The organism is Desulfobulbus oligotrophicus, assembly GCF_016446285.1.
Taxonomy (GTDB): domain Bacteria; phylum Desulfobacterota; class Desulfobulbia; order Desulfobulbales; family Desulfobulbaceae; genus Desulfobulbus; species Desulfobulbus oligotrophicus.
The window spans coordinates 2,064,639-2,088,936 of record NZ_CP054140.1; the positions used below are offsets into that span (position 1 = coordinate 2,064,639).

The 24,298-nt window shown below is 51.6% G+C and carries 22 protein-coding genes and 2 pseudogenes; 12 read left to right on the plus strand and 12 right to left on the minus strand.

Annotation, left to right across the window (positions count from 1 at the left end; all coding sequences use genetic code 11):
- Nucleotides 1-227: 227 nt before the first annotated feature.
- Genes HP555_RS09350 through HP555_RS09365 form a run of 4 tightly spaced genes read right to left on the minus strand, consistent with a single transcriptional unit; the run spans nucleotide 228 to nucleotide 5,034 of the window.
- Nucleotides 228-803 carry a hypothetical protein gene (locus HP555_RS09350; protein ID WP_199261831.1) on the minus strand — a complete coding sequence of 192 codons (576 nt, stop codon included), beginning with the start codon at nucleotides 801-803 and terminating at the stop codon, nucleotides 228-230.
- Nucleotides 800-2,416, minus strand: coding sequence for an MFS transporter (locus tag HP555_RS09355; protein WP_199261833.1), 1,617 nt, complete (start codon nucleotides 2,414-2,416; stop codon nucleotides 800-802). The genes HP555_RS09350 and HP555_RS09355 overlap by 4 nt, the downstream gene beginning before the upstream one ends.
- A complete protein-coding gene (locus tag HP555_RS09360) occupies nucleotides 2,413-3,549 on the minus strand; it encodes an HlyD family secretion protein (protein WP_199261835.1) in 1,137 nt (378 codons plus the stop codon). The genes HP555_RS09355 and HP555_RS09360 overlap by 4 nt, the downstream gene beginning before the upstream one ends.
- A 57-nt stretch (nucleotides 3,550-3,606) precedes the next feature.
- Nucleotides 3,607-5,034, minus strand: a complete 1,428-nt coding sequence (locus HP555_RS09365; RefSeq protein ID WP_199261837.1) for an efflux transporter outer membrane subunit — start codon at nucleotides 5,032-5,034, stop codon at nucleotides 3,607-3,609.
- A gap of 124 nt (nucleotides 5,035-5,158) precedes the next feature.
- Between HP555_RS09365 and HP555_RS09370 the strand changes: the two genes are divergently transcribed.
- The 4 genes from HP555_RS09370 to HP555_RS09385 all read left to right on the plus strand — a co-directional run bounded on the left by HP555_RS09370 (nucleotide 5,159) and on the right by HP555_RS09385 (nucleotide 7,939).
- Nucleotides 5,159-6,097, plus strand: a complete 939-nt coding sequence (locus HP555_RS09370) for a LysR family transcriptional regulator (protein WP_199261839.1) — start codon at nucleotides 5,159-5,161, stop codon at nucleotides 6,095-6,097.
- A 407-nt stretch (nucleotides 6,098-6,504) separates the two neighbouring features.
- Nucleotides 6,505-6,714, plus strand: a complete 210-nt coding sequence (locus tag HP555_RS09375; RefSeq protein ID WP_199261841.1) for an antitoxin VbhA family protein — start codon at nucleotides 6,505-6,507, stop codon at nucleotides 6,712-6,714.
- Complete coding sequence (locus HP555_RS09380) at nucleotides 6,680-7,336, plus strand: Fic/DOC family protein (protein WP_199261843.1); 657 nt, start codon at nucleotides 6,680-6,682, stop codon at nucleotides 7,334-7,336. Before HP555_RS09375 ends, HP555_RS09380 begins: the two co-directional genes overlap by 35 nt.
- Before the next feature lie 126 nt (nucleotides 7,337-7,462).
- Complete coding sequence (locus HP555_RS09385) at nucleotides 7,463-7,939, plus strand: transposase (protein ID WP_199261845.1); 477 nt, start codon at nucleotides 7,463-7,465, stop codon at nucleotides 7,937-7,939.
- 127 nt (nucleotides 7,940-8,066) lie between these two features.
- Here the strand turns inward: HP555_RS09385 and HP555_RS14125 are convergent.
- A pseudogene (locus HP555_RS14125) lies at nucleotides 8,067-8,332 on the minus strand (integrase core domain-containing protein); the annotation flags it as partial.
- A gap of 414 nt (nucleotides 8,333-8,746) precedes the next feature.
- On the opposite strand from HP555_RS14125, the gene HP555_RS09395 reads away from it, so the two are divergent.
- Both HP555_RS09395 and HP555_RS09400 read left to right on the plus strand, forming a co-directional pair.
- Nucleotides 8,747-9,751 (plus strand): MDR family oxidoreductase, encoded by a 1,005-nt coding sequence (locus HP555_RS09395; protein WP_199261847.1) that lies wholly within the window; start codon nucleotides 8,747-8,749, stop codon nucleotides 9,749-9,751.
- 45 nt (nucleotides 9,752-9,796) lie between these two features.
- A complete protein-coding gene (locus HP555_RS09400) occupies nucleotides 9,797-10,252 on the plus strand; it encodes a hotdog family protein (protein WP_199261849.1) in 456 nt (151 codons plus the stop codon).
- Between the two features lie 60 nt (nucleotides 10,253-10,312).
- Here the strand turns inward: HP555_RS09400 and HP555_RS09405 are convergent, their stop codons facing one another.
- The 3 genes from HP555_RS09405 to HP555_RS09415 are packed head-to-tail and all read right to left on the minus strand — an operon-like array spanning nucleotide 10,313 to nucleotide 14,861.
- Complete coding sequence (locus HP555_RS09405) at nucleotides 10,313-12,130, minus strand: ABC transporter ATP-binding protein (RefSeq protein ID WP_199261851.1); 1,818 nt, start codon at nucleotides 12,128-12,130, stop codon at nucleotides 10,313-10,315.
- Nucleotides 12,127-13,932, minus strand: coding sequence for an ABC transporter ATP-binding protein (locus HP555_RS09410; protein WP_199261853.1), 1,806 nt, complete (start codon nucleotides 13,930-13,932; stop codon nucleotides 12,127-12,129). Before HP555_RS09410 ends, HP555_RS09405 begins: the two co-directional genes overlap by 4 nt.
- 50 nt (nucleotides 13,933-13,982) lie before the next feature.
- Nucleotides 13,983-14,861: a radical SAM protein gene (locus HP555_RS09415; protein WP_199261855.1), complete on the minus strand. Its 879-nt coding sequence runs from the start codon at nucleotides 14,859-14,861 to the stop codon at nucleotides 13,983-13,985.
- Nucleotides 14,862-15,954: 1,093 nt separating this feature from the next.
- Here HP555_RS09415 and HP555_RS09420 point away from each other — a divergent pair.
- Nucleotides 15,955-16,395 carry a hypothetical protein gene (locus HP555_RS09420; protein ID WP_199261857.1) on the plus strand — a complete coding sequence of 147 codons (441 nt, stop codon included), beginning with the start codon at nucleotides 15,955-15,957 and terminating at the stop codon, nucleotides 16,393-16,395.
- A 6-nt stretch (nucleotides 16,396-16,401) separates the two neighbouring features.
- Nucleotides 16,402-16,581 carry a hypothetical protein gene (locus HP555_RS09425; RefSeq protein ID WP_199261859.1) on the plus strand — a complete coding sequence of 60 codons (180 nt, stop codon included), beginning with the start codon at nucleotides 16,402-16,404 and terminating at the stop codon, nucleotides 16,579-16,581.
- 347 nt (nucleotides 16,582-16,928) lie between these two features.
- Here HP555_RS09425 and HP555_RS09430 read toward each other — a convergent pair whose 3' ends face one another.
- From HP555_RS09430 to HP555_RS14450, 4 genes and pseudogenes are all read right to left on the minus strand, one after another.
- A complete protein-coding gene (locus HP555_RS09430) occupies nucleotides 16,929-18,014 on the minus strand; it encodes an IS630 family transposase (protein WP_199261861.1) in 1,086 nt (361 codons plus the stop codon).
- A gap of 52 nt (nucleotides 18,015-18,066) precedes the next feature.
- Entirely contained in the window at nucleotides 18,067-19,152 is a 1,086-nt protein-coding gene (locus HP555_RS09435; protein WP_199261863.1) for an IS630 family transposase, read from the minus strand.
- A 52-nt stretch (nucleotides 19,153-19,204) separates the two neighbouring features.
- On the minus strand, nucleotides 19,205-20,290 hold the full coding sequence (locus HP555_RS09440; protein ID WP_199261861.1) for an IS630 family transposase: 1,086 nt from the start codon (nucleotides 20,288-20,290) through the stop codon (nucleotides 19,205-19,207).
- An 88-nt stretch (nucleotides 20,291-20,378) separates the two neighbouring features.
- Nucleotides 20,379-20,777: pseudogene (locus HP555_RS14450) on the minus strand (transposase); the annotation flags it as partial.
- 275 nt (nucleotides 20,778-21,052) lie between these two features.
- Here HP555_RS14450 and HP555_RS09445 point away from each other — a divergent pair.
- From HP555_RS09445 to HP555_RS09460, 4 genes are read left to right on the plus strand one after another with little or no spacing between them, the layout of a single operon-like run.
- Nucleotides 21,053-21,490 (plus strand): FecR family protein, encoded by a 438-nt coding sequence (locus tag HP555_RS09445; RefSeq protein ID WP_199261865.1) that lies wholly within the window; start codon nucleotides 21,053-21,055, stop codon nucleotides 21,488-21,490.
- Between the two features lie 14 nt (nucleotides 21,491-21,504).
- Nucleotides 21,505-22,098 carry an OmpA family protein gene (locus tag HP555_RS09450; protein ID WP_199261867.1) on the plus strand — a complete coding sequence of 198 codons (594 nt, stop codon included), beginning with the start codon at nucleotides 21,505-21,507 and terminating at the stop codon, nucleotides 22,096-22,098.
- Nucleotides 22,099-22,104: 6 nt separating this feature from the next.
- Entirely contained in the window at nucleotides 22,105-24,117 is a 2,013-nt protein-coding gene (locus HP555_RS09455) for a CHASE2 domain-containing protein (RefSeq protein ID WP_199261869.1), read from the plus strand.
- Entirely contained in the window at nucleotides 24,098-24,286 is a 189-nt protein-coding gene (locus tag HP555_RS09460) for a hypothetical protein (RefSeq protein ID WP_199261871.1), read from the plus strand. Before HP555_RS09455 ends, HP555_RS09460 begins: the two co-directional genes overlap by 20 nt.
- Nucleotides 24,287-24,298 lie beyond the last annotated feature (12 nt).

Genomic DNA, 24,298 nt, shown 5'->3' on the forward strand with positions numbered 1-24,298 from the left:
TCTGGCGGCAACGAGGAGAGTAGCCAACAAAACGACAGCAACAGTGCATAGCTCTTGACAAACTGGTTGTTGATGCTTTTGTAGCTCGGAAAATGCGGGCAGGTTCGCCCAGGCTGATTCTTGACCTGCACGACCGGGGCCACGCTTATGATCGCAAAACAGTCGCAGCCGGCATGAAGCGGCAGAATCTGCGGGTAAGGCAACCACGAACTCGAACCACAGTCGAATCAGCTCTTTAACCGAGGGGCAGAGACAACACCGCTGATCGCCGAAACCTCCTCAGTGGGGAAAAGTAAAATCAGCACGTCGCACCACAGTTTCAGAAAGTCCAAAGAAGGGGGAGACGCTATACCGCCGCGCATTCTGGCTCCCTCCATGATGCAGACGATGAAATCCATGCGGGTAAGCAAGGTATCCTTGTCCTGTGCAGGGAAGTATTCCTTCAGCAGGCGCAAAAACGCTTCATGCAGGCGGGTGTTGCCGTTGCGAAGAATCTGCTGAATGTCCGGGTCTTTTTCAGCGCTCAGCCAGGCTTGGAAAAAGGCCCTGCGGAGATCACGGGGCAGGAGCATTTCAAAGGCCAATTCCCCGGCAAGGCTGCGAAGAAAGGCTTTTTGGGCATTTTCCGAGGGAACTTTTTTTCCCTCTCTGGTTATCCCTGTGGCAAGAGCGAGTAGACGTTTTTCTCTGTCTTGATAAAATTCATGAAGAAGAGAGGTCATGGGAAAATTTTTGTCGTGGTTTTGCGCGACAAGGGGAGCGGTAGCCGGTTTTTCGTTTTGTCTGGGATTTTTGACAATCATGGCTTACTCCTCTCAGTGTGTTCAGGTGTGGCGGGCAGGATATACCCGCTTGGCGTCATGGGGTTGGGCGGGGAGTGCTTCATCAGCAGGATAAGCAGCAGCGCGCCGAACCCTGCCCAGAAGCAGAAGGTATACGCGTCGCGAAAGGCCAGAACGTAAGCTTCCCGACTGACAACACTGCTGATGGTGCTCAGACCGCCCGTAAGAGCTTCCCGGACTATTTCCCGCCCTGGATCGATATAGTGACTCAGCCATGCCGCGTGCATCGCTTCTCTTTTGGTGAGCAGGGTGGCAAGAACAGCCGAGGCAAAAGTCGGCCCTACAACGCGGGGTATCTGCACATAGGCGAGAACGCTGACAATTTCTTTCGGGTTGCCGTTACCTACGGAAATGGCCATGACCGCGAGAAAGCCGAAAGACGTACCCAGCGAGAAACAGAAAACAATGGACAGAAAGTCTCTGGCCACCCATTCATGCGTGATGAAAGTGCCCATGAAACAGCCTACCATCATGCAGGCTACGGCGAAAGCCAGCACCAGCCGGGCCTCCATCCGGCGAATAAGCCATACGCTGGCCGGTAGAAGAACAACTTGAGCGGCAACGATAATCCACAGAAACTGCCCGGATTGAATACCTTTTAAATGTCCTACCGTCCCCAAGAAATTGGGGATAAGGTAGGCACTGCCGAAGCTGACCAGGGAGTAGAATATCCCCAGGGTCATGGGTGCGATAACGTTTGCGTGGGCGACCACTCGCGGATGGGCAAAAGGATTGGGAACCACCAGCTGCCACAGGAGGAAGACTCCGAACAGGAATATGCCCCCGCCGATCAGGCCGATGATAATCCAGGAGTCGAACCAGTTCAGTCTGTTTCCCTGGTCAAGTCCGGCGAAAACGAGGGTCAGTGCCGTACACATCAGGATGGCTCCGATTCTGTCCATGCCTTTGAAAGCCTCGGCATTGAATTTTTGTTCCGGGATAGAGAACAGAACAAGCATCACAAGCAAGATGGAGCTCACCGCCGACTGCCAGTAAATGAACTGCCAGCCGAGGTTTTCCACATAAAAATCCGCCATGGTCACGCCACTGTGCAGGCTGACGGTCAGTCGGGCGGTATAGAAGGCCACGGCGACGAGCCAGTATTTCGGGGCAAGGGAACGGAAAATGGTGGTGAGCGTTGCGGGCACGAAGCAGCCCAGGGTGACGGCGGCAATACCGTTGAGCAGCAGCAGACTGCGTTGATCCTGCACCATGGGAATGCAGATGCAGACGGCCGCGAAAATGAGGCCCGGCCAGAGCAGAACTTTGCGCGGCCCGAAAATGACAACGGCCATGGGGATAGCAGGGGCCACCATCAGTTGCAGGGCGTTGGCTACTGTGCTGAGAATGGACGCTTCATCTCCCCCGAGGCCCCATACACCCCGCAAATCCATAAGAGCCATGGAGAACAGGCGGGTGTGCCAGGAGGTCATCATGGTGCCGGTCAGCACGGCGATAACAGCAACAACAGGTCGGAGGGGAATATCACCCCGGAGGACGTTTTTCAGGCTTTCATAAAAAGTACGCTCCCTGGGGAGTGGCCCGTTGTGTTCTGCTGCCTGAAGAAGGCTCATTGCGGGCCTCCGTTACCGGTGTCGACTTCGGTGGTGACAGACATACCGACGCGCAGAGAGGTGGTAAGCTGCTGACCTTTCTTCAGGACTATACGGACGGGAATACGCTGAACCACCTTGGTGAAATTGCCGGTGGCGTTATCCGAGGGCAACAGGGAAAAGGTGCTGCCGCTGGCAGGAGATATTCTTTCCACTATGCCTTCCAGGGGGGCATCGGGAAAAGCGTCCACCCGGACAAGAACCGTCTGGCCTTCGGCCATACGAGAAAGCTGGGTTTCCTTGTAGTTGGCGATAATATACGGCTCAGCCTCGTGTACAAGAGCGGCAACCTGGGTTCCGGGGTTAACGAGTGTGCCGACCTGGATTTTGCGTGAACTTACCTGACCGTCCACAGGGGCGATGATGCGGGTATAGGCAAGGTTGATCTTCGCGGTTTCCAGATCGGCCTGCGCTGCTGTAAGGGATGCCTGCCGCTGGGCTCTTTCGCCCTCAAGCACTTCAAGCTGTCGTTGGGCGTATGCCACGGCGGCCTTGTTGGCACGGTAGGCGGCCTGTGCTTCGTCCAGGGCTGTCTTGGCATTATCGAATTCCTGCCCGGTAACGGCACCTGTGCTGGAAAGAGCGCGGAAGCGGTCATAGTCGCGTTTGGCAAGATCCAGAGAGGAGGCGCTGCGATCCGCCTCGGCCCGAGCCTGATCAATGGCGGCCTGTTGCAACGCTACTTCGTTGTCAAGGTTCAAAAGCTGGGATTTGCTCCGTTCCAGTTCGGCCTCGGCTCGCATGGCGGTGGCGCGATATTCGTCATCTATCAGTTCCACAAGCAGATCGTTGGCTTTTACCCTTTGGAAGTCCGCAAAATTGACCGACTTCACATAGCCGCTGATCTGGGCGTCCACCAGCGTGACATCGCCCTGAATATAGGCATTGTTCGTATATTGGAACCTGGAAGACGCTTCAAAGAATTCCCAGCGGACGATCATCAGAAGAATCATGACGAGTGTAAGGGCAAGAACAGCCCAGGGGATAAGTTTGAACGAGGTCTTGATTCGGAGAGCCGGGGCCGTGGAAGGCTGGGCACCGGGAGTCTGGGTACCGGAAGTCTGAGTATCAGGAGTTTGAGTATCGTGGTTCATGGTTGTCTATCCTTTATAGTCTTATCCTGGATGGCCGGCATGGGCACACCGGGCGGGTTAGAAAGAGGTTGCAATACCTCCGCCAAGGGCCTTGATAAGAGACACATTCAGGCTGAAGGCGCGGGTTTCAATAGTAATGAAGGACTGCCGGGCTGCGATATAGGTATTTTCAGCGGTCAGTACTTCCAGATAGGTGGCGAGGCCGCCTTCATACCGGGTTTTGGTCAGTGTATAGGCTTCGCGGGCTTTGTCTTCCGCCAGCGTGGCGTGTCCGGTCTGGTCGTTGACGGAGCGGATGCCTGTCAGGGCCGAAGCCACCTCCTGTAAAGCATTGGCAACTGTGGCATCGTAATTGGCCACAGCTTCGTCATATTCCGCCCTTGCGCCGAGGTGTTGGCCCTCAAGGCGCCCGCCCTGAAAGATGGGCAGGGTAAGCGAGGGACCGAAGGAGGCGATTTTCGAAGCCGGGTCGATAAAATCGGACATGCCGATGGACTGAAGGCCGAAAAGGGCGGTCAGATTGAAGCTGGGATAAAAGGCTGCCTTTGTTTCGCCCACCCGATAGGCGGCCGCTTCAGTCTGAAAACGGGAAGCCACGACATCCGGCCTGCGCCCCAAAAGGTCGGAGAGAATGGTTTTGGGCAGGCCCTGTATTTTCAGAGTGGGCCTTTCGGGCAGGTGAATATGCAGTCCGCGATCAGGGCCGGCTCCCATGAGGGCTGCAATGGCGAATTGGGTCTGGCGTATATCTTCTTCAGACTGGATCACCTGGCTACGGGCCGTGGATTCGGTACTTTCGGCCTGCTCAAGAGCTGCTTTGGTTTCAAAACCCTGAGCATGGCGCAGTGAGACCAGGCGGGTGCTTTCTTCACGGATGGCAAGGGTTCGCAAGGCAAGTTCATGCAGGCGGTACTGTCCCATCAATTCGGCATAAGAGGATGCGATGGAGGCTGTCAGGGTCAGCCGTGCCTGCGCTTCATCGGCTCTGGAAGCCTGTTCGCTGGAAAGGGCCGCTTCCAGGGCCTTGCGGTTACGTCCGAAGAAATCCAGCTCCCAGGCAAGGTCAAGGGTCGCTCTGGGGTTGGTGCTCCACCTTTCCATGCCTTCACCGCTAACGGTCTCCTGGTAGGAACGGGTCACATTGGCGTTGCCGCTGATCTGGGGGAGCAGGCTGGAGCCGCTCTGTCTGACGGTTGCTTCCGCAAGGCGGACGCGGGCGGCGGCAGCGGCCAGGGAAGGCGCCTGCGCCAGAGCTTCCTGCATGATGCTGTTCAGCTGGGGGTCGCCATACTGCTTCCACCAGGTGTCAGTGGGCCACTCGGAAGCAATAGCTTCAAAACTCCGGGAGAGTTCGTAACGATCCAGAGGCTTGGGTTCCAGCATGGGGCCGAGGTTGCTCATGCTTGTACAACCCGTCAGAGCGAGAGTGCAGGCAAGGCAGGAGGGCAGGAAAATTTTTCTGCAATGGGCAAATAATATGTTCATATCACTTCCTCAATATGAGCCGGATTATGGCGAGGTCTTGTGATATGATTTACAGAACATCTTGGAATATGTAAAATGAATAGACTGAAGAGAAATTATGCATAAAATGAATTAAGAGGGTTGCATGGAGACCATTGCCTCAATACGCACCTTGGCGGGAAAGGATCTCAATTTACTGGTGGTGTTCCGCGCTGTGGCGGAAACCGGCTCAGTGACAAAGGCCGCGCACCTCCTTTCCCTGAGCCAGCCCGCTGTGAGTCATGCCTTGCGCAGACTGCGGGAGTCCCTGGATGATCCGCTTTTTGTCCGCGGAAAAAGCGGACTTGTGCTTACTTCGCATGCTCAGACATTGATAGAACCGGTAAAGGATGTACTGGCCAGAGCGGATTCCATTTTTGCCCGGGCCAGTTTTGATCCGGCACGGGAAAACCGTGTGTTCAGGCTGGCAGCTTCCGATTTTACCGCATCGACCATGTTTCCCCGCCTGTTTCAGAAGCTGAGGGCCGTTGCACCCGGTATCCGGTTGGATGTCAGCAATGTACACCGGAACGTTTTTGATTTTCTGGAAGAAGGAAGCTTGGATCTATGTTTTATCATTAACAATGTTGCGCCGAAACGCTTTCGCTCTGTGGACCTTCTCAGCGATAAATTTGTGGGGGTTATGCATAAAAACCACCCCCTGGCATCGTCGGCGACACAGCCCCAGGGTATTTCCATGGAAGACTACCTCGCATATCCGCATGTTGAGGTCAGTATTAACGACAGCAGGGACAATCTGTTGCGTAAAAAACTCCATGAACTGGGATATGAACGGAATGTCAGAGCCTTTTTGGCCAACTTTGCCAGCGGCTTGGCAACCTTGGAAGGCACCGACCTGCTTATGACCATACCCCGGCGGCTGGGTGCATCCTTTATCAAGATGTTCGGTCTGGTGGCTTTTCCTTTACCCTTTGATCTGGAAAGCCATACCCACATCGTTATCTGGCACGAACGCACAGATAACGAACCTGGTCTGTCCTGGCTGCGCCAGCTCATCGTCATCAACAGTCAGTTTATTGATTAAAGCCTGACTGTTTACAGACCAGGGGCTCTCTTGCACATGATCTGGTTTTTTCAACTTAATCACGCTGGTACCCGGCAGAGTCATGTTTTTCGCAGTTGGTCGTTTTGAGTTCCACGTAGGCCCGAGACTCCTTTTCAGGGCCGGAATAACTGTTGATGCCGTATGTATCGGGTTTGGAAAAATGCTGTCTGAACATCCATTCATGAAAAATGCTGTCCAAACAGGTGAAGCCACCTCTGTATCCGTTATCGGATACCCCCTTTGAACAACTTGTTTTGAACTTTCTTGCGGGGACGGAAAGGGATAATTAGACAAAATGATTTATTTTGTCTAATCAGTTGGTTATCTAAATGTAGGCGAAATCTTCTTAAAAAGATGTTATATTAAGAAGATGGAGGGATATGCCGATGACGAGAGAACAACAAATCAGCCATAATTTGAAGGCCGTGGAGAACGCCGTGGCCCAGCAAACGCTCGAAGGGTTGGAAGTTCCGCCGGATGTCGTCGCAGAGATGAAGCGAGCGGCCCGAGGCGAGCTTGAGATTGAGGAAGGTATCCGCATCACAGTTCGCAGGTTTATGCATGGCAAAATACGAGGGCAAAGACCATTACCTTGATCCCGAGACAGGCGTTCTGAAAAACAAACTTGGTCTTACGGATGAGGAAGAGCTCAAGGAGGCGGAAGCCTCTTTGGCGGCTTGGCGTAGCTTTCAACTCGCCAACAGCCCCATCAAAGGGCGTTTTGATCTCGATCACCTCAAAGCAATTCACAAACATCTTTTTTGTGATGTGTACGAATGGGCGGGTGAACTTAGAAACATCGATCTGGCCAAAGAGAACAGCTATTTTGCCAATCACAAGCACATTGTTAGCGCGGCACGGCCAGTATTCGAGAAGTTGGCCGATGAAGGCTACCTGAAAGGAGTGGATGCCGCCGCGTTCAGTGCGCGTGCCGCCTACTATCTTGGAGAGATAAACGCCTTGCATCCTTTCCGTGAGGGCAACGGAAGAGCGCAGCGCGAGTTCATCAACCACCTGGCTTACAGAAACGGCTATTTCATCGAATGGAAGAACATAACCCAAAAGGAGATGATCCAAGCATCGGTGGAATCCTTCCACCATGCCGATAACACAAAGTTTGCCGCTTTTATCCGTGATAATTTGCGGGAGCTTCCAGCCTCAGATCCCGTCAAAACAACCCCGATCAAGAAGACCAGAAACCGGTTTGAGCCGGATTAGCGTAGGCCTTTCCTTATCGAGGGGCTCTGTCAGGCTTCCTTTTACGCCTCCATTAGATAAAAGTGAAGTGGTTTAATTCAACCGGACACCCTGCTAAGAGTGAGTTAACCGAAAGTGAGGCGTCCGATGAGTGAGAAAAGAAACAGGCAGCGATTTACCAAAGAATTCAAAGAGGACGCCGTCCGACTGGTTTTGGAGCAGGCCTACAGCGGCATCGAGGTTGCCCGGCGTCTTGGTGTCAGCCCTTCCAACGTGACCCGCTGCGCTGGGTTCGGGAGTATCGTGATGAAAAGCGGCAACTCAGCGAGACGGGAAAGAGCCAGCGCGAGCCCGAGGCAGAGATCTGCCGGTAGAAAAAGAGAATCAGCGGCTGCAGATGGAGCGAGAAGTATTAAAAAAAGCCGCGGCCTTCTTTGCGAAAGAGTCCAACTGAGGTTCGACTTTATCCGGCAGTATAAGAAGGCCTATCCAGTGGCCTTGATGTGCAAGGCGCTGGTGAAGATCTGGATTTGCTGCCGGCTCATGGGTTGCTCATTGGTTATGTATGCCACACGTTTTTACTCATCATCCGGTTTGGCTGTAGATGACAGGGCGTTACGATGATACATTTATGACCGGGATTATCGCACAGGGTTTTAACAATCGTGCCAAAACAAGCTTTGGGATTTCTTATTTTCATCCTGAACTTTTTAAGTATTGTGTATGCAAGGAGCAAACGTAAGCTTATCTGTCAAGTAGACAGTTGAAAAATAGAGTTTTCAGCGTTTTTTGACAGACAATCCGCAGGTGTCAGATCCCCAGGGGAATCGTGTGCCGCTGTTCGTTATATTGGCTGTTCCACCAGCAGGCAGATTCTCTCATCTCATTCAGATTGCAAAACAGGTACAGGTCGAGAACTTTGTTTCGATACGTCTTGTTAAAGCGATTAATGAATGCATTCTGATTTGGCTTGCCGGGTTGAATGTACTACATCGACATCCCGGTTTTTTCGGCCCAGTGTTTCTGATTCAGGTTCAGTTTGCAATAAATGCGATAGATCCGTTTACGGTTTCCGCTCTACCGACTGCGGAGATACGTGCAACATTTCGAGAAGCCCCAGGGATGATGCTTTTCAAGCAGCGTACTTCTTCCGGTTTTGCCTGGAACCACGATTCCATCTCCTGTCAGAAGATTGAATGAACTTTCATGATACGTCTCCTTATCAGGAAAACCAAACCAATGATATTCTTCGAATCTTCTTTTCTGTATATTTTATGCGACAGCAGCACTGAACAGTGGTTCAGTCCTTTCACGGATTTTCAGGATGACGGTTCTTTGCGTGTTTTTTTTATAAGACAACAGTGATTTCTGGTGTACATAAAAGGTGGCAGCACAACAGCAGAAAAACGTTTACACAAAAGGAGCGCGACAATGACAACGACCAATACTTTTACTGCCCTTGTAGTTGAGAGAGAAGGTAAAGAGCTGGTTTCGTCCTTGAAACAGCTGAGCGTGGATGATCTGCCTGATGAGGATGTACTGATTCAGGTCGACTATTCAACCGTGAACTATAAAGAGGGGCTGGGATTTGCCGATCGAAACAAGATATTTCGCATCTTTCCCATTGTGCCGGGCGTTGATCTGGCCGGTACGGTGGTTGAATCAAAGTCTGTCGCCTTTAAACCCGGTGATAAGGTTGTTTTAAACGGCTGGAGTGTCGGCGAGCGCTATTGGGGCGGCTACTCGCAGATGGCGAAGATCAGATCTGATTTTCTTGTCCATCTTCCCCAGGGAATGGACACGAGAAAGGCCATGCTCATCGGCACTGCCGGGTACACAGCCATGCTCATGGTTATGACGCTGGAAGAGGCCGGAGTAAAGCCGGACAGCGGGCCGATCCTTGTTACCGGTGCCACCGGTGGCGTGGGGGGTAATGCAGTGGCTATCCTTCACAAGCTGGGCTATGAGGTGACAGCACTGACCCGATCGCAAGACCCTTCCGTTCATGAATATCTGAAAAAGATCGGAGCCCGGGAGGTTGCCTGCGGTGAGGAGTGGTCCAAGGCGCCGGCACCGCTGGAAGCCCAGAAGTGGGCAGGCGCCATTGATAATGTCGGCAGCATTGTGCTGGCGCGGATTCTGGCGGAGCTGAAGTATGGCGGCTGTGTGGCAGCCTGCGGACTTGCCGGTGGATTTGATCTGCCGACAACTGTTATGCCCTTTATCCTGCGCGGTGTGAGTTTAAGAGGCGTTGATTCGGTGAGTTGCCCGACACCTCGCAGAATTGCGGCCTGGGAGCGACTGGTCACTGATATTTCCGACGAAGCCCTGGCAACAATCAACACCGTCATCCCGCTGCAAGACGTCCCCCGGTATGCCGGGGAGCTCCTGGCAGGAAAAATTACCGGCCATCTCATGGTTGATGTCAACGCTTAAGCGTCAACTCAAAACCAGCAGTACACACATGAAAAGGAGGAGATAATGGGTACAGTAACAGCAGGAGCAAAGATTCCGTGTCGTGTCGCCAGAACCCTGGATAAGGGCGATTTTTCCCTCCTGCACCAGCTCACCTGGTTCAACATGGCGGTTCACAGTAATGCCGAGTATGCAAAAAACACCTGGTTTAAGGAGCGTTCACTGGCCGGGCCTCTTATTTTTTCGGTGGTTGACGGCCTTGTCCATCATGCGGATACGATTGCCGAGTTGCTGGCACAGGATGGGTATGAAATCTATGCCTACATCGGTGTGGACAACATGAAGATCACCTCTCCGGTCTTGTTTGGCGATACGCTTCGTGCTGATGCTGAAGTTGTTGACCTTCGACCAACGAAAAACCCGGAACGGTTTTTGTTTATCTACAAAAACAAGGGATACAACCAGCGGGATCAGCAGGTCATTGAATATCAGACAACCATGCTGGTTATGAAAAAGGCCTGATGAGAAACGCTCCCCTCACTGAGATCGCTGTGCAGTGAGGGGAGTTTGTGTGTTGTGCCGTTAAATCGCTTTTCCCTTGAACTGACTGGTGTAGAGGTGGTGGTACAGACCCTGTTTTGCCAGGAGTTGCTGATGGGTGCCCTGTTCAGCAATGCGGCCGTCATCAATAACCACCACCAGGTCGGCATCCCGGATCGTGGAGAGCCGGTGGGCAATGACAAAACTGGTCTGGCGTTCCATAATGCGCAGAAGCGCTTGTTGAATGCGTACTTCGGTGCGTGTGTCCACACTGCTGGTGGCCTCGTCAAGAATAAGAATTGAAGGCCTGGCGAGAATGGCCCGGGCTATGGCAAGCAGCTGTCGTTGTCCCTGGCTGAGGTTGCCCGCCCGTTCAGCAAGATCGGTGTGATAGCCGTGGGGTAACTGCCGGATAAAGTGATCGGCATCGGCAAGTCGGGCTGCCTCGATACACTCCTCATCACTGGCCTCAAGTCGGCCGAAACGGATATTCTCCATTACGGATTGGGCAAATAAGAAGGTCTCCTGTGGCACCAGACCGATCCGTTGCCGTAACTCCGAAGGGGCAAAGTCACGCAGGTCGTGGCCATCCAACAGGATGCGACCGCCGTTGATTTCATAAAATCTCGTCAGAAGATTCATGACCGTGGTTTTGCCGGCACCGGTCGGCCCTACCAGGGCTACGGTCTGACCGGGTTGTACACTCAAACTCATCTCCCGCACCACCGGATGATCCGGCAGATAGCCGAACTGCACCTGTTGGAAGATAACTTCGCCTTGGATCGGATCCGGCAGGGGTTTTCCCTGATCGTTTTCCGGTGGAGTGTCAAGGATGGCAAAGATACGCTCTGCCCCGGCCAAGGCAGCCTGGATGGAGTTATAGATGTTGGCCAGCAGACGCAGTGGCTGAATAAAGTTTTGGCCATAGGTGATGAAGGTGGCAATCACTCCCACAGAGACCATGCCGCGCAGAGCCAGACAGCCACCCAGGGCTGCAAGAATAATCACAAAAAAATTACCGAGCACGCCGGTGACCGGCATAAGCAGCATACTGTAGGTGTTGGCATAGACTCCGGCACGGTACACCTGTTCGTTTTCCTGCCTGAAGGTGTCGATCACGGCCTGGTCGCGGCCAAAGGCCTTGATCACCTTTTGTCCGGAAATGGCCTCTTCGCTGATGGCATTGAGGTTGCCCAACCGTTCCTGCAGCTCCCGATAGCCTTTACGGGTGTATTTAGCCACAAAACGGGTAAAGCCAAGGAGGATCGGCACAACCAGAAGCGTGGCCAGTGCCAGCCGGAAATCAAGCACAAACATGGCAATCACAATACCGACCAGCGACAGGGTACCGGCAAGCAGGGTGGTTACGTTTTGCGAGACCGCCTGATTAACGGCATCGATGTCGTTGGTCAGCCGGCTCATCAGTTCGCCAGCGGGAAGACGATCAAAAAATACCAGGGGTAACCGCTGGATATGGGTAAAGAGGTTGTTGCGCAGCTGCTGTAAAGCCTGTTGCGAGACCCCGGCCATAACCCAGGCGGCAGCCAGTTGAAACCCATTGGCCAACAGATACACAACAGCCATACCGGAAATAATGGGCAACAGCCCATCGGTGATCCCGGCGCTGATACACTGGTCGATAGCCCGGCCCATCAGATAGGGACCGCCCAGTCCGCAGAGGGTGGCGCAGATAATACTGCAGGCAACCAGTGTTAACCGGATGGTAAAGGGGCGCAGGTAGGGTAGCAGTCGTTGCAGTGCTCCCTTCGGGTTGACTGCGGTTTCGATCCGACCGACTGCACCCGGTCGTGGCGGTGCCAGACCTGCTCGGGCTGAGCGAGGAGCCGACTCTTGACTCATGGCTGCACCGCCTCTGAGAACATCGACGCCGACAGCTCAGGGTCTCCGAGCTGTGAGGCATAGATCTCCTGATAGATGGAACAGTGCGCAAGAAGTTCCTCATGGCTTCCCTGACTGACAACTCTCCCTTTGTCAAGAATAACGATGCTGTCTGCTGCTAGTACCGTGCTTACCCGCTGTGCTACCAGCAGACTGGTATGAGCAAAGGGCAGTTGAGTCAGGGCCTGCTGCAATCGTGCTTCGGTGTCTACATCAAGGGCGCTGGTACTGTCGTCAAGAATAAGCAGCCGGGGTTGGTACAGTATGGCACGGGCAATGGCAACACGCTGCCGCTGCCCACCGGAGAGATTGCCGCCGCGTTCTTCGATACGGGTTTCATACCTCTCGGGAAGACGTACAATAAAGTCATGGGCCTGGGCCGCACGGGCAGCGGTTTCAACTTCGGTTAAGGTGGCCCCTGGTTTTCCATACCGGATGTTGTCGGCCACAGTGCCGGAGAAGAGAATGGTTTCCTGCGGCACCACGGCAATGAGAGCTCGCAGATCCTGTTGACGAAGCTCTCGAATATCCACACCATTGACCAGAATGCTGCCGCCGATGACATCGTAAAATCTTGGTATCAGGTTGATAAGAGTCGATTTACCGGCACCGGTGGCACCCAGTATGGCCACTGTGCTGCCTGGTTTGACTGCAAGGTCAATGTCACACAAGATCCATTCGCCTTTTTCACCGTTACCTGCAGGATCAACCTGATTGTAGCGAAAGCTGACTCCACAAAAACTGACCCCCAAAGGTCCTTCCCCCAGAGCAGACAAGGGTGTTGCAGCGCCTGTTGCCATATCCGTCACTTCAGGAACTGTCTCCAGAAGTTCTTTAATACGTCTGATTGAGGCCAGACCGTTGGCCCAGGCATTGGAGAGCATGGCCATCATTGCCAATGGGGTCAGGGTGGTCAGCAGGTAGTTGGTAAAGGCGACAATCTGTCCCACTGTCAGCTCGCCCTGGATTGCAGCCAGCCCGCCATGCCAGATAACCAGGACAATACCGGCGTTGACACACAGGGTGAGCAGTGGTGACATGGTGGAGATGGTTCGGAGAATACGAATTGAATAACCGGTAAAAACGGTGTTGACCTCACTGAACCGTGCGCGTTCGTGATCAGCACGGACAAAAGCCTTGATAAGACGCACGCCGGAGATATTTTCCTGAAGTACGGTGTTGAGGCGATCAAACTGCTGCTGCACCATTAAGAATAAAGGTTCCATGCGGAGCATAAACACGGTGACAATGGCAAGCGTCAGCAGGATTAACGGCAGCAGCCGCAGAGCAAGAGAGGGGCTGGTATCCACCATGAGGAGGAGGCTGCCGAGCATGAGCAGGGGAGCCCGGGTGCCGATACGCAGACTGATGTTGACAATCCGTTGCACTGCAGCAGTATCACTGGCCAGTCGAACCATCAGACCGCCGGTCTGCATGCGGTCAAGATTGCCAAAGCTTAAGTCTTGAATCTGAAGAAAGACCGCCTCACGCAGGTCGCGGGCCACACCTTCACCGACCTTGACCGACAGGTAGTTGTTGGCCACTGCCATGGCAAGGCTGAGCAGAGAGATGCACAGCATTAAAAGTCCGGTGTAGAGCACCACCTCCTGATCGTGGACGCGAATACCCTGATCAATGATGCGTTGAACGAGCCGGGGAATGGAAAGGTCAAAGATCACCAGGCCCACAAGGCAGATAAGCGCACCAATGGCAAGACGTTTGTACGGCTTGAGAAAAGGGAGAAGAAACCGGAGAGCTTGCATTGGTTTGGCAGATACATTGCCCTGCTTAAAGCACAGGTATGAAGGATATTTCAGAGAGAGCTTCTGTCAAAGGTTGTTAAAAGGGTCTGTTTTCCATAGTGTTCAATGGCACGATCAATGGCCTGGATCATTTGCATGCTGTCTCGCGGCAGCAGACCGTACAGTTTGACCAGGTTTGTGGGATGGTTGCCATAAAAGGGAACATCGTCTAACCGGATACTGCGAAGGAGCTCTTTTTCCTCTTCAAGGATCTCATACTCGGTCGGTGGTTGAAATTCGCCTCGTTGAGTTGCCTGGTGTAACTCTGTGCCGTTAAAGAGTGCAAGCGTACCGGCCCAGATCAGTTTTGGTTTTGTCTCATTTAAAAACAACGCTGTTTGGCGGGCATTCTCCATCCCGTTACCTTTGCCGGCAACACCTAACATGAGCAGGGCCATATGGTTGATACCCACCGTGTTCAGTCGCGCAAGTTCTTTTTTGGCTTCAGCAACCGAGTGCCCTTTGTTGAGGCGTTGTACCACGCTTTCACAACCCGATTCAATGCCGATATAGAGGTCATTTATGCCGTATGATTTAAGCTCGCGTAACTGGGCATCTGTTTTGGTGCGAATGTCCCGAATAGATGCGTACATGGTGATGGTGGTACATTCAGGAAAGTAATGGTTGATGCGCTGGGCAATGGCAACAAGGCGGTGGGCAGGCAGTACAAAGGCATCACCATTGACCAGAAAGATACGTTTGGCCTGCCGGTAGATCTGACGCGCTTCGATGAGATCGCGCTCTATCTGCTCCAGGTCTATTACCCGAAACCTGACATCACGGTACATGTTGCAAAACGTGCACTTGTTGTGCGCACATCCGACTGTTACCTGCAGCAGCATGTTGTCTGCTTCCATTGGTGGTCTGTAGGTGGTTCCTTCAAACTGCATGGCTTTTCTCCATTGTAACGTTCCGTTTGTCCTGCATGTGGTCTGGGATATCCGGGCTGCTGTGCAGGGTGAGAACGGCTTGATCGTGTTTTATATATTTTCCCCCAACAGACAGCAGGGGGCTGTTGTTGTCGAGAGGTACATGTGTTTGGTCTCAACAGTATCAGTAATACGGTCAACATCTTTTGTCACGGATGTCGCGTCATGAAGCCTCTGCCGTGGTTGCAGGAGAGTGAGAGCTGCGGACGAATAGAGTCACTGTACTGTTTTGACAGATATTTTCGCAAAGAGTGGTATCCGGGATACAGGAAAGTATTGATTGCACGAAAATGACCAGGGTGTTTTATTCGGGGGAGGTAAAAAAACACTTGACTTCAACCGGTTACAGGTCGACCATGAATCATGACCCCTTGCTGACACGGGGCGTTGTTGGGCTTGTGTACCATTGCATTTGTTATCGAGAAACTACATAATTATTTGTTAGAACTCACTGGAGGTCGTCATAATGGCTGCAAGAGACAGATACACATCTGAGGTAACCTGTCCAGAGTGCGGAAACAAGGGCATAGTCCACATCTCCGAGGATGACTATACCTTCATGAGAAACCAGCGCAGAGCTGTGGATCGTGTGGAGGGCGAGTTCACTGCGGAGGTGGATCGTGATAATAGGATTCACGTGACATGCAAGTGCGGACACGAGATCCGCTAGGTGGTCCCTAACCCTTAGAAGGCCACTGGTTGTCAACAGATAAAAGTATCTGGGAGCAATGAATTCATCACTCTGCGGCCAGTCGAGAATGGACGACCCTCTTGCTCGTCGGAGACTGGGTTCCATTCGTGAGCTCGCCGGGAACGAAGGCCGGATGGTTGCGGCAAGGATTTTGTTGCCGTGCAGGTCGATTCTGCAGCAGTGCTTGTGCTGCTTGGCGTACAATCGCCCGAGAAGGTATCCTTGCAAAGGGTTTGCTGATACTCCCATTATAGCGGAATGGTCCGCTGGGTGCTCAGGGGGCTTCTCTAGTATCAATTCACCCAAGCCGACGTCTTTGATGCGGCTAAATTCAGACGTTAGTACATAAGTTGGGGAATATTAATGGCTGATGATATGGAAGAAAGAAAAACGATATATGGCAACACCAGACAAGATCTTCTTACGCGCAATTTATCCAATTCAGAAAAATACGATAATGCAATTCTTACTCTTTCAACGGGAATATTAGCAATTTCTCTAGCATTCATTAAAGACATAGTGCCTCTAAATAAAGTATCGTATATTTATTTACTTATAACATCTTGGATCTCGTTTGGTTTGGCAATTGTGTCAACCTTAGTATCGTTTAGATTAAGTCAACTTGCTATAAATCGTCAACTTAAGTACGCTGAAAAATATTACCTTGATAAAGAAGATGAATATTTGAAAAAAGAAAATCGTCTCGCAAAGTATACAGAATATTTAAATTATACTTCAGGTATATTTTTTGTTGCTGGTATAGTGACAACTATTTTATTTGTATCAATAAATATTTCAGGATAAAATAACATGACTAAAAAAATTACAAAAGATGGTGCTTCTATACCAAGATTTCAGAAAATACAAACAGAAACAGGGAAAAGAGGTGCAACAATCTCCGAATTGCAACCCGTAAAAACACCTGCAACAACCACGCAGGGATCAAATACTCAAAGCTCCCAATCACAAGGGACTACGAAAAAAGAATAAACGTGTTAACCCGTCAATACAGTCGATCGCTAACACTCCAGTTTTTTCGCCGTTCGTGGCGGCTGTGCGCCAAGAGTCGTGGTACTGACTTCGTCAAGCACCTTGCCCTGTCGTTTTGCACCAGAACAGGATACTTGACCGGACACCACACACTGATCATTCAAATTTCGTTTGTCTGATCGGCGCACGACACCGGTCAGCACCACAATTAGGACTTTGCTATGACATCACAAGCACTTCAGGTATTCGAGTGCGCTATTCAAGACGCCACGGAACTCCTCGGCCACTTCGATACCCTCAATACGCAACCTCCGCCACCAAGTGCGGAAGTTCTCAAACGCGCCAGCCTAGTGCCCCGTGCGGTTAGTGTCGTCTTTTAATTTTGAGACCTTTTCAAGTATCACCGCTGCAGTCTTTGTCCATGTGAATGGCTTGGCCGATCTGTTATTGTGCTGCTTGATGAAGCGGTGGATTTCATCTCTGAGATCTTTGACACTTGTAAACACCCCTCGGTGGATGGCTCTGCGCTCCAGTTGGCCGAACCAGCTTTCAACCGCATTCAGCCATGATGCACTGGTTGGTGTGAAATGGAACGTAAACCGAGGGTGAGCCTTGAGCCATTGCATCACATCTGCCGTTTTATGGGTACTGCTGTTGTCCAGTATGACATGGAGGGCAACCTCGGCTGGAACGGCCCTATTCAACTGCCGCAAGAAGTCGAGAAACTCCTTGGCTCGATGCCTTTTGGTTGTTCGGCCAAGCACTTGTCCGGTTAAAATGTCGAAGGCAGCGTATAAATTGGTGGTGCCATTTCGTTTGTAATCATGCGTGCGACGCTCAATCTGGCCGGGCCGCATGGGCAACATTGGCTGGGTACGATCCAACGCTTGAATCTGCGTTTTCTCATCAACGGAAAACACAGCCGCATTTTCAGGTGGATTCATGTACAGGCCAACAATATCGATTACTTTTTCAGCAAAATTCGGATCATTGCTGATTTTGAAATTTTTAAGCCGATGCGGTTTTAAATCGGCTGCATTCCATATCTGTCGCACCTGCCACGTGGTGACCTTGGCGGCTTTGGCCATAAGGCGAACACTCCAATGGGTTGCCTCATGAGGAATGCACTCAACTGTCATCCGCAAAACTTCTTTGACCGTTGCATCGGTCAGTTTTTTTGGCTGGCCGCTACGAGGACGATCGACAAGCCCGTGGATGCCATACTCTTTAAATCGTTTCCTCCATCGATAGATTGTGCGAAAAGTTGTCCCTAATTCGACAATCAAATCCTCGGCAGTTTTACCTGATGCCGTTAAGAGGATAATCTTGGCCCGAGATGCCAGATCTTGGGCTGTTTTCGGTGAGCGCAACAACGCCTCAAGGTCTTGGCGTTGTTCGTCTGTTATCGTAAATTTCTCGTGTTTGCGTGCCATACGGCACTATAACACAAGAAATATTAAAAGACTCTATTAACCGCACGGGACACTAGTGTCCCGTGCGGTTAGTGTCGTCTTTTAATTTTGAGACCTTTTCAAGTATCACCGCTGCAGTCTTTGTCCATGTGAATGGCTTGGCCGATCTGTTATTGTGCTGCTTGATGAAGCGGTGGATTTCATCTCTGAGATCTTTGACACTTGTAAACACCCCTCGGTGGATGGCTCTGCGCTCCAGTTGGCCGAACCAGCTTTCAACCGCATTCAGCCATGATGTACTGGTTGGTGTGAAATGGAACGTAAACCGAGGGTGGGCCTTGAGCCATTGCATCACATCTGCCGTTTTATGGGTACTGCTGTTGTCCAGTATGACATGGAGGGCAACCTCGGCTGGAACGGCCCTATTCAACTGCCGCAAGAAGTCGAGAAACTCCTTGGCTCGATGCCTTTTGGTTGTTCGGCCAAGCACTTGTCCGGTTAAAATGTCGAAGGCAGCGTATAAATTGGTGGTGCCATTTCGTTTGTAATCATGCGTGCGACGCTCAATCTGGCCGGGCCGCATGGGCAACATTGGCTGGGTACGATCCAACGCTTGAATCTGCGTTTTCTCATCAACGGAAAACACAGCCGCATTTTCAGGTGGATTCATGTACAGGCCAACAATATCGATTACTTTCTCAGCAAAATTCGGATCATTGCTGATTTTGAAATTTTTAAGCCGATGCGGTTTTAAATCGGCTGCATTCCATATCTGTCGCACCTGCCACGTGGTGACCTTGGCGGCTTTGGCCATAAGGCGAACACTCCAATGGGTTGCCTCATGAGGAATGCACTCAACTGTCATCCGCAAAACTTCTTTGACCGTTGCATCGGTCAGTTTTTTGGGCTGGCCGCTACGAGGACGATCGACAAGCCCGTGGATGCCATACTCTTTAAATCGTTTCCTCCATCGATAGATTGTACGAAAAGTTGTCCCTAATTCGACAATCAAATCCTCGGCAGTTTTACCTGATGCCGTTAAGAGGATAATCTTGGCCCGAGATGCCAGATCTTGGGCTGTTTTCGGTGAGCGCAACAACGCCTCAAGGTCTTGGCGTTGTTCGTCTGTTATCGTAAATTTCTCGTGTCTGCGTGCCATACGGCACTATAACACAAGAAATATTAAAAGACTCTATTAACCGCACGGGACACTAGTGTCCCGTGCGGTTAGTGTCGTCTTTTAATTTTGAGACCTTTTCAAGTATCACCGCTGCAGTCTTTGTCCATGTGAATGGCTTGGCCGATCTGTTATTGTGCTGCTTGATGAAGCGGTGGATTTCATCTCTGAGATCTTTGACACTTGTAAACACCCCTCGGTGGATGGCTCTGCGCTCCAGTTGGCCGAACCAGCTTTCAACCGCATTCAGCCATGATGCACTGGTTGGTGTGAAATGGAACGTAAACCGAGGGTGGGCCTTGAGCCATTGCATCACATCTGCCGTTTTATGGGTACTGCTGTTGTCCAGTATGACATGGAGGGCAACCTCGGCTGGAACGGCCCTATTCAACTGCCGCAAGAAGTCGAGAAACTCCTTGGCTCGATGCCTTTTGGTTGTTCGGCCAAGCACTTGTCCGGTTAAAATGTCGAAGGCAGCGTATAAATTGGTGGTGCCATTTCGTTTGTAATCATGCGTGCGACGCTCAATCTGGCCGGGCCGCATGGGCAACATTGGCTGGGTACGATCCAACGCTTGAATCTGCGTTTTCTCATCAACGGAAAACACAGCCGCATTTTCAGGTGGATTCATGTACAGGCCAACAATATCGATTACTTTCTCAGCAAAATTCGGATCATTGCTGATTTTGAAATTTTTAAGCCGATGCGGTTTTAAATCGGCTGCATTCCATATCTGTCGCACCTGCCACGTGGTGACCTTGGCGGCTTTGGCCATAAGGCGAACACTCCAATGGGTTGCCTCATGAGGAATGCACTCAACTGTCATCCGCAAAACTTCTTTGACCGTTGCATCGGTCAGTTTTTTTGGCTGGCCGCTACGAGGACGATCGACAAGCCCGTGGATGCCATACTCTTTAAATCGTTTCCTCCATCGATAGATTGTGCGAAAAGTTGTCCCTAATTCGACAATCAAATCCTCGGCAGTTTTACCTGATGCCGTTAAGAGGATAATCTTGGCCCGAGATGCCAGATCTTGGGCTGTTTTCGGTGAGCGCAACAACGCCTCAAGGTCTTGGCGTTGTTCGTCTGTTATCGTAAATTTCTCGTGTTTGCGTGCCATACGGCACTATAACACAAGAAATATTAAAAGACTCTATTAACCGCACGGGACACTAGGCGGATACGGCTGCGTCGCGCCGCTGATGTCCACGTTTCTGGCAGCAGTACCGCTTGTCCACCGTTTTTCTGATTCTCTGCGCGCGTTTGCTTGCTTTGGATGAGGGGCAGAGAATGAAATTAAGCGGCAGGAAACTCACCCCATCCACCACCAGTCCAAGATCATGAGCTTGAATCCTTTCAGGCTTTGGTTGGCGTTGTGGTCGTAGACCCAGGCGAGCACAATTCAACCACCTTGGGACAAGACCGGTCATAGGTGCTGTCGTCGATGATCAGCACTTTCTCCCGTTGCTCGCCGATCAGCACCTTCAAGAATCCCCCCACGTCACCAGGTTCAACAGCAAGGTCCGCCTGGTATACCGAAGATTCTTCAGGAATTCGCAGGTGCTATCCTTCTTAAATCCCGGTTCCCGGTTCTGGACAATACCACGGGGTGTGCTCCTTGCAGTTTGCAGATACCGCTGCCGGCCGACAGGTGTCGGCCACTGCCGTATTTGCAGAAGAGTGAGAGTTGCGAATGGATAGAGTCACTTACTGTTTTGACAGATATTGCCGCCAAGAGCGGTGCCCGAGAGACAAGAAAGAATTGGTTGCATGAAAATGGTCTGATCGGGTAGGTATTAAGAACAGATATGTTGATTATTCAGATACATCGTTCAATATCCCTGTACGGATGGCACCATCTTTTTATGGAGAAGAAACCGATATGAAAATATACTGTCTGGCAATGTCTTTTCTGCTGTCTTTATTGGTAACATCAGTCTATGCGGCGGATGTGGGCAGTGTTAAGAGTGTTGAAGGAGAGGCATGGATTGTGCGGGGTACCGAGCAGATCCCTGCACAGAAAGGGATGCGCCTTCAGGTGAGTGACAGGTTGAAAACCGGCCCCAACGGAGCAATGGGTCTCTTTTTGCGCGACGATACGATCATCTCGATGGGATCGGCCGGCGAAATGGTCCTTGTTGAATTTGTTTTTCAGCCCAGAACAAATGAATTGGGGATGCTGACTCGATTTCTGAAGGGCAGTTTTACCTATGTTTCCGGAATAATGGCCAGGTTGAATCCTGAGTCGGTGAAGATTGAAACACCGGTGAGTATGGTCTCCATTCGCGGCACTCATTTTCTCGTGAATGTGAAGGGATAACCAGGGAGGATGACATGCGACACTGGATAGTGATGGTAGTTGTCTGTTGGTTTATTGCAGGTTGTGCGCCGAAAGAAACGTTTGTCCTTCTGCCCGATCCCGATGGTACAGTGGGCAACATCGTTGTCTCCAATCCCCATGGCTCTCAAACGATGAATGCTGCCCAGCAGGCGGTAACAGTGAAGAGCGAGGCCGACAGCCCCAGTGAAGCCAGGATCATGGAAGAGAAGGAAATTCGTCTGCTGTTTGGCAGGGCTCTGGACATCCAGCCATCGCCCCCGGCCAAGTTCTTTCTTTACTTTCAAAGCAGTTCCAGTCAACCCAAACCCGAATCTGCAACTGAGATCCCCAGAATTCTGGCGGCCATAAAAGAAAGAGGGTCCATGGATATCAGTATCGATGGCCATACGGATCGGATGGGAGACGATGCCTATAACGAGAGTCTCTCTCTTCGGCGTGCGGAATACATTCAGTCGTTGCTGGAACAGTACGGTGTTGATCCAAAGTACATCTCCACCACCTCGCACGGCAAGAACAACCCTCTCGTGCCTACGGTTGACAACGTGTCGGAGCCACGCAACCGGCGCGTTGAGGTTATCGTTCGTTAACCCGCCATGACTGCTTTCCGCAGTTTTTTTCATCACACCACCTTGGAGACGAACAGAGGCGTCTTAACGGTCGGTGTACTGCTCGGCGTGGTTGCAGCTGTTCTTGTTTTGCTTGGGCCCGAGTCGCTGCGGCGCTTTGATCGGCTGGTTTATGATTTCATGCTGCACGGTCTTGGGCAAAAACCCGCCCATCCCAAGGTCCTGATTGTTGATATTGATGAGAAAAGCCTCAGCAGATATGGTCAGTGGCCGTGGCCGCGTCATCTTGTGGCCCGGTTACTGAACACCATTCGGGACGGGCAACCTGACGGCGTTGGCGTTGATATTCTTTTTGCCGAGCCGGACCGTTCGTCTCTGAAATTTATCAGCCAAGATCTCCAAACCTATTTGGGCGACACAGTTGATTTAACAGCCCTGCCCAAAGAGATGCTTGACCATGACTGGGCCCTTTCCCAGGTTGTGCAGCGTGGTCTTTTTTCATTAGGCGTGATGTTCTCCTTTGACGGCAATGGTCGAACAACAGGGCCACTGCCGGACAGCGGTATTAGTGTGACGGTTGTCAAGCGTCACAGTGGGGGGCAGTCTTTTTTTCCTGTGGCCGAGAGTTTTGTTGCCACCTTGCCGCAACTGGCCCAGGCAGCCGAAGGATTGGGTTTTTTTAATGCTGTTCCGGATACGGACGGGACCCTGCGCAGGGTTCCTTTGCTTATTCGTCATCAGGATGTCTACTATCCATCGTTTGCTCTGACCACCTACCTGCTGGCTCAAAAGAAGAAGAGTGTGACTGTTGATTCCAGTTATACGTGGTTTCATTCCGTGCAGGCGGCAGGAACAGACATACCGGTTGACCAGCATGGTTTTGCCGCCATACGGTTTCGAGGACCAGCCAAAACCTATCCGTACATTTCGGCGGCGGATGTGCTTGACGGCACTGTTTCCGCACAGGTTTTTCACAGCCGGATTGTTTTTGTCGGATCTTCAGTCGAGGGGTTGAAGGACAGTCACGTAACTTCTGTTGATCGGCACATGCCTGGAGTAGAAGTGCATGCTACCATGGTCGGAGCACTGTTTGACGGTGATTTTATCTCTCTTCCCGTCTGGACGGATGTACTGCAGGCAGCAGGGGCATTGCTCGCCGTTGTTCTGGCAACAGTCATGATTGTCCAGCTTTCCATCTGGGCCGCCGGGGTAACACTGCTGGGCATTATCTGTGCCATAATCGGCAGTTCCATTGCCCTGTTGACAAGGTATCAGGTATTTCTGTCCCCGGTTCCGATTACCGTTGCTGTTGTCTTTTCCTTCACGCTCCTTTCTCTGATACGCTTTCGCAGTGAAGAGCTTCGTCTGGTTCATCGCGAACGCCAGCTTGCCGCAGCCAAGGATTGTGCCATAGTGGGCTGGGCCTCTTTAGCGGAAACTCGTGACACTGAAACCGGTAACCATATCTTTCGTACACAGAAGTATATACGGGCAATGGCGGAATTTCTGCTTGAGCATAAACAGGTCGATTACCGCCTGCAGCCAAAAGATGTGGATCTTCTGTTTAAGTCTTCTCCGCTGCATGATGTGGGTAAGGTGGGCGTTCCTGATGCGATTCTGCTTAAACCCGGACGTTTGACACCGGCAGAGTTTGAAGAGATGAAGAAGCACACAGTGTACGGTGCCGAAGCCCTGGCCAAGGCTGAATCGGCCTCCGGGCTCACTGATGAAACTTCTTTTTTAAAAACCGCCCGTGAAATAGCTTTGACACATCATGAGAGGTGGGATGGCAGCGGATATCCGTATGGTTTGAAAGGAAAGGCGATTCCGTTAAGCGGCAGGCTCATGGCGCTTGCCGATGTCTACGATGCCCTGATCTCTGAACGTGTGTACAAAAAAGCGATGAGTCATGAGGAGGCGGTTCGGATAATCCGCAGCAGCAGCGGCAGTCATTTTGATCCGGAAATTGTGGCACTTTTTGAGATCATCGAACATGTCTTCAGGACGATCAGTCAGGAGCATGCTGATCATCAGCAATAAATTCTCCACAAAAAATCTTCTTTTTTACCACCTGCCGGTACCTGCTGAACAGTTTTGGCTGCAGACCATTGGTTCAGAGGCCATGGAACCGTCTTTGTTTCTTGCGACCTCCGATACAGTGCAGGCAACAAAGGTGATGCCTGTCCTGCTGAGCCGACAGCTGATCTGACAACCATCATGG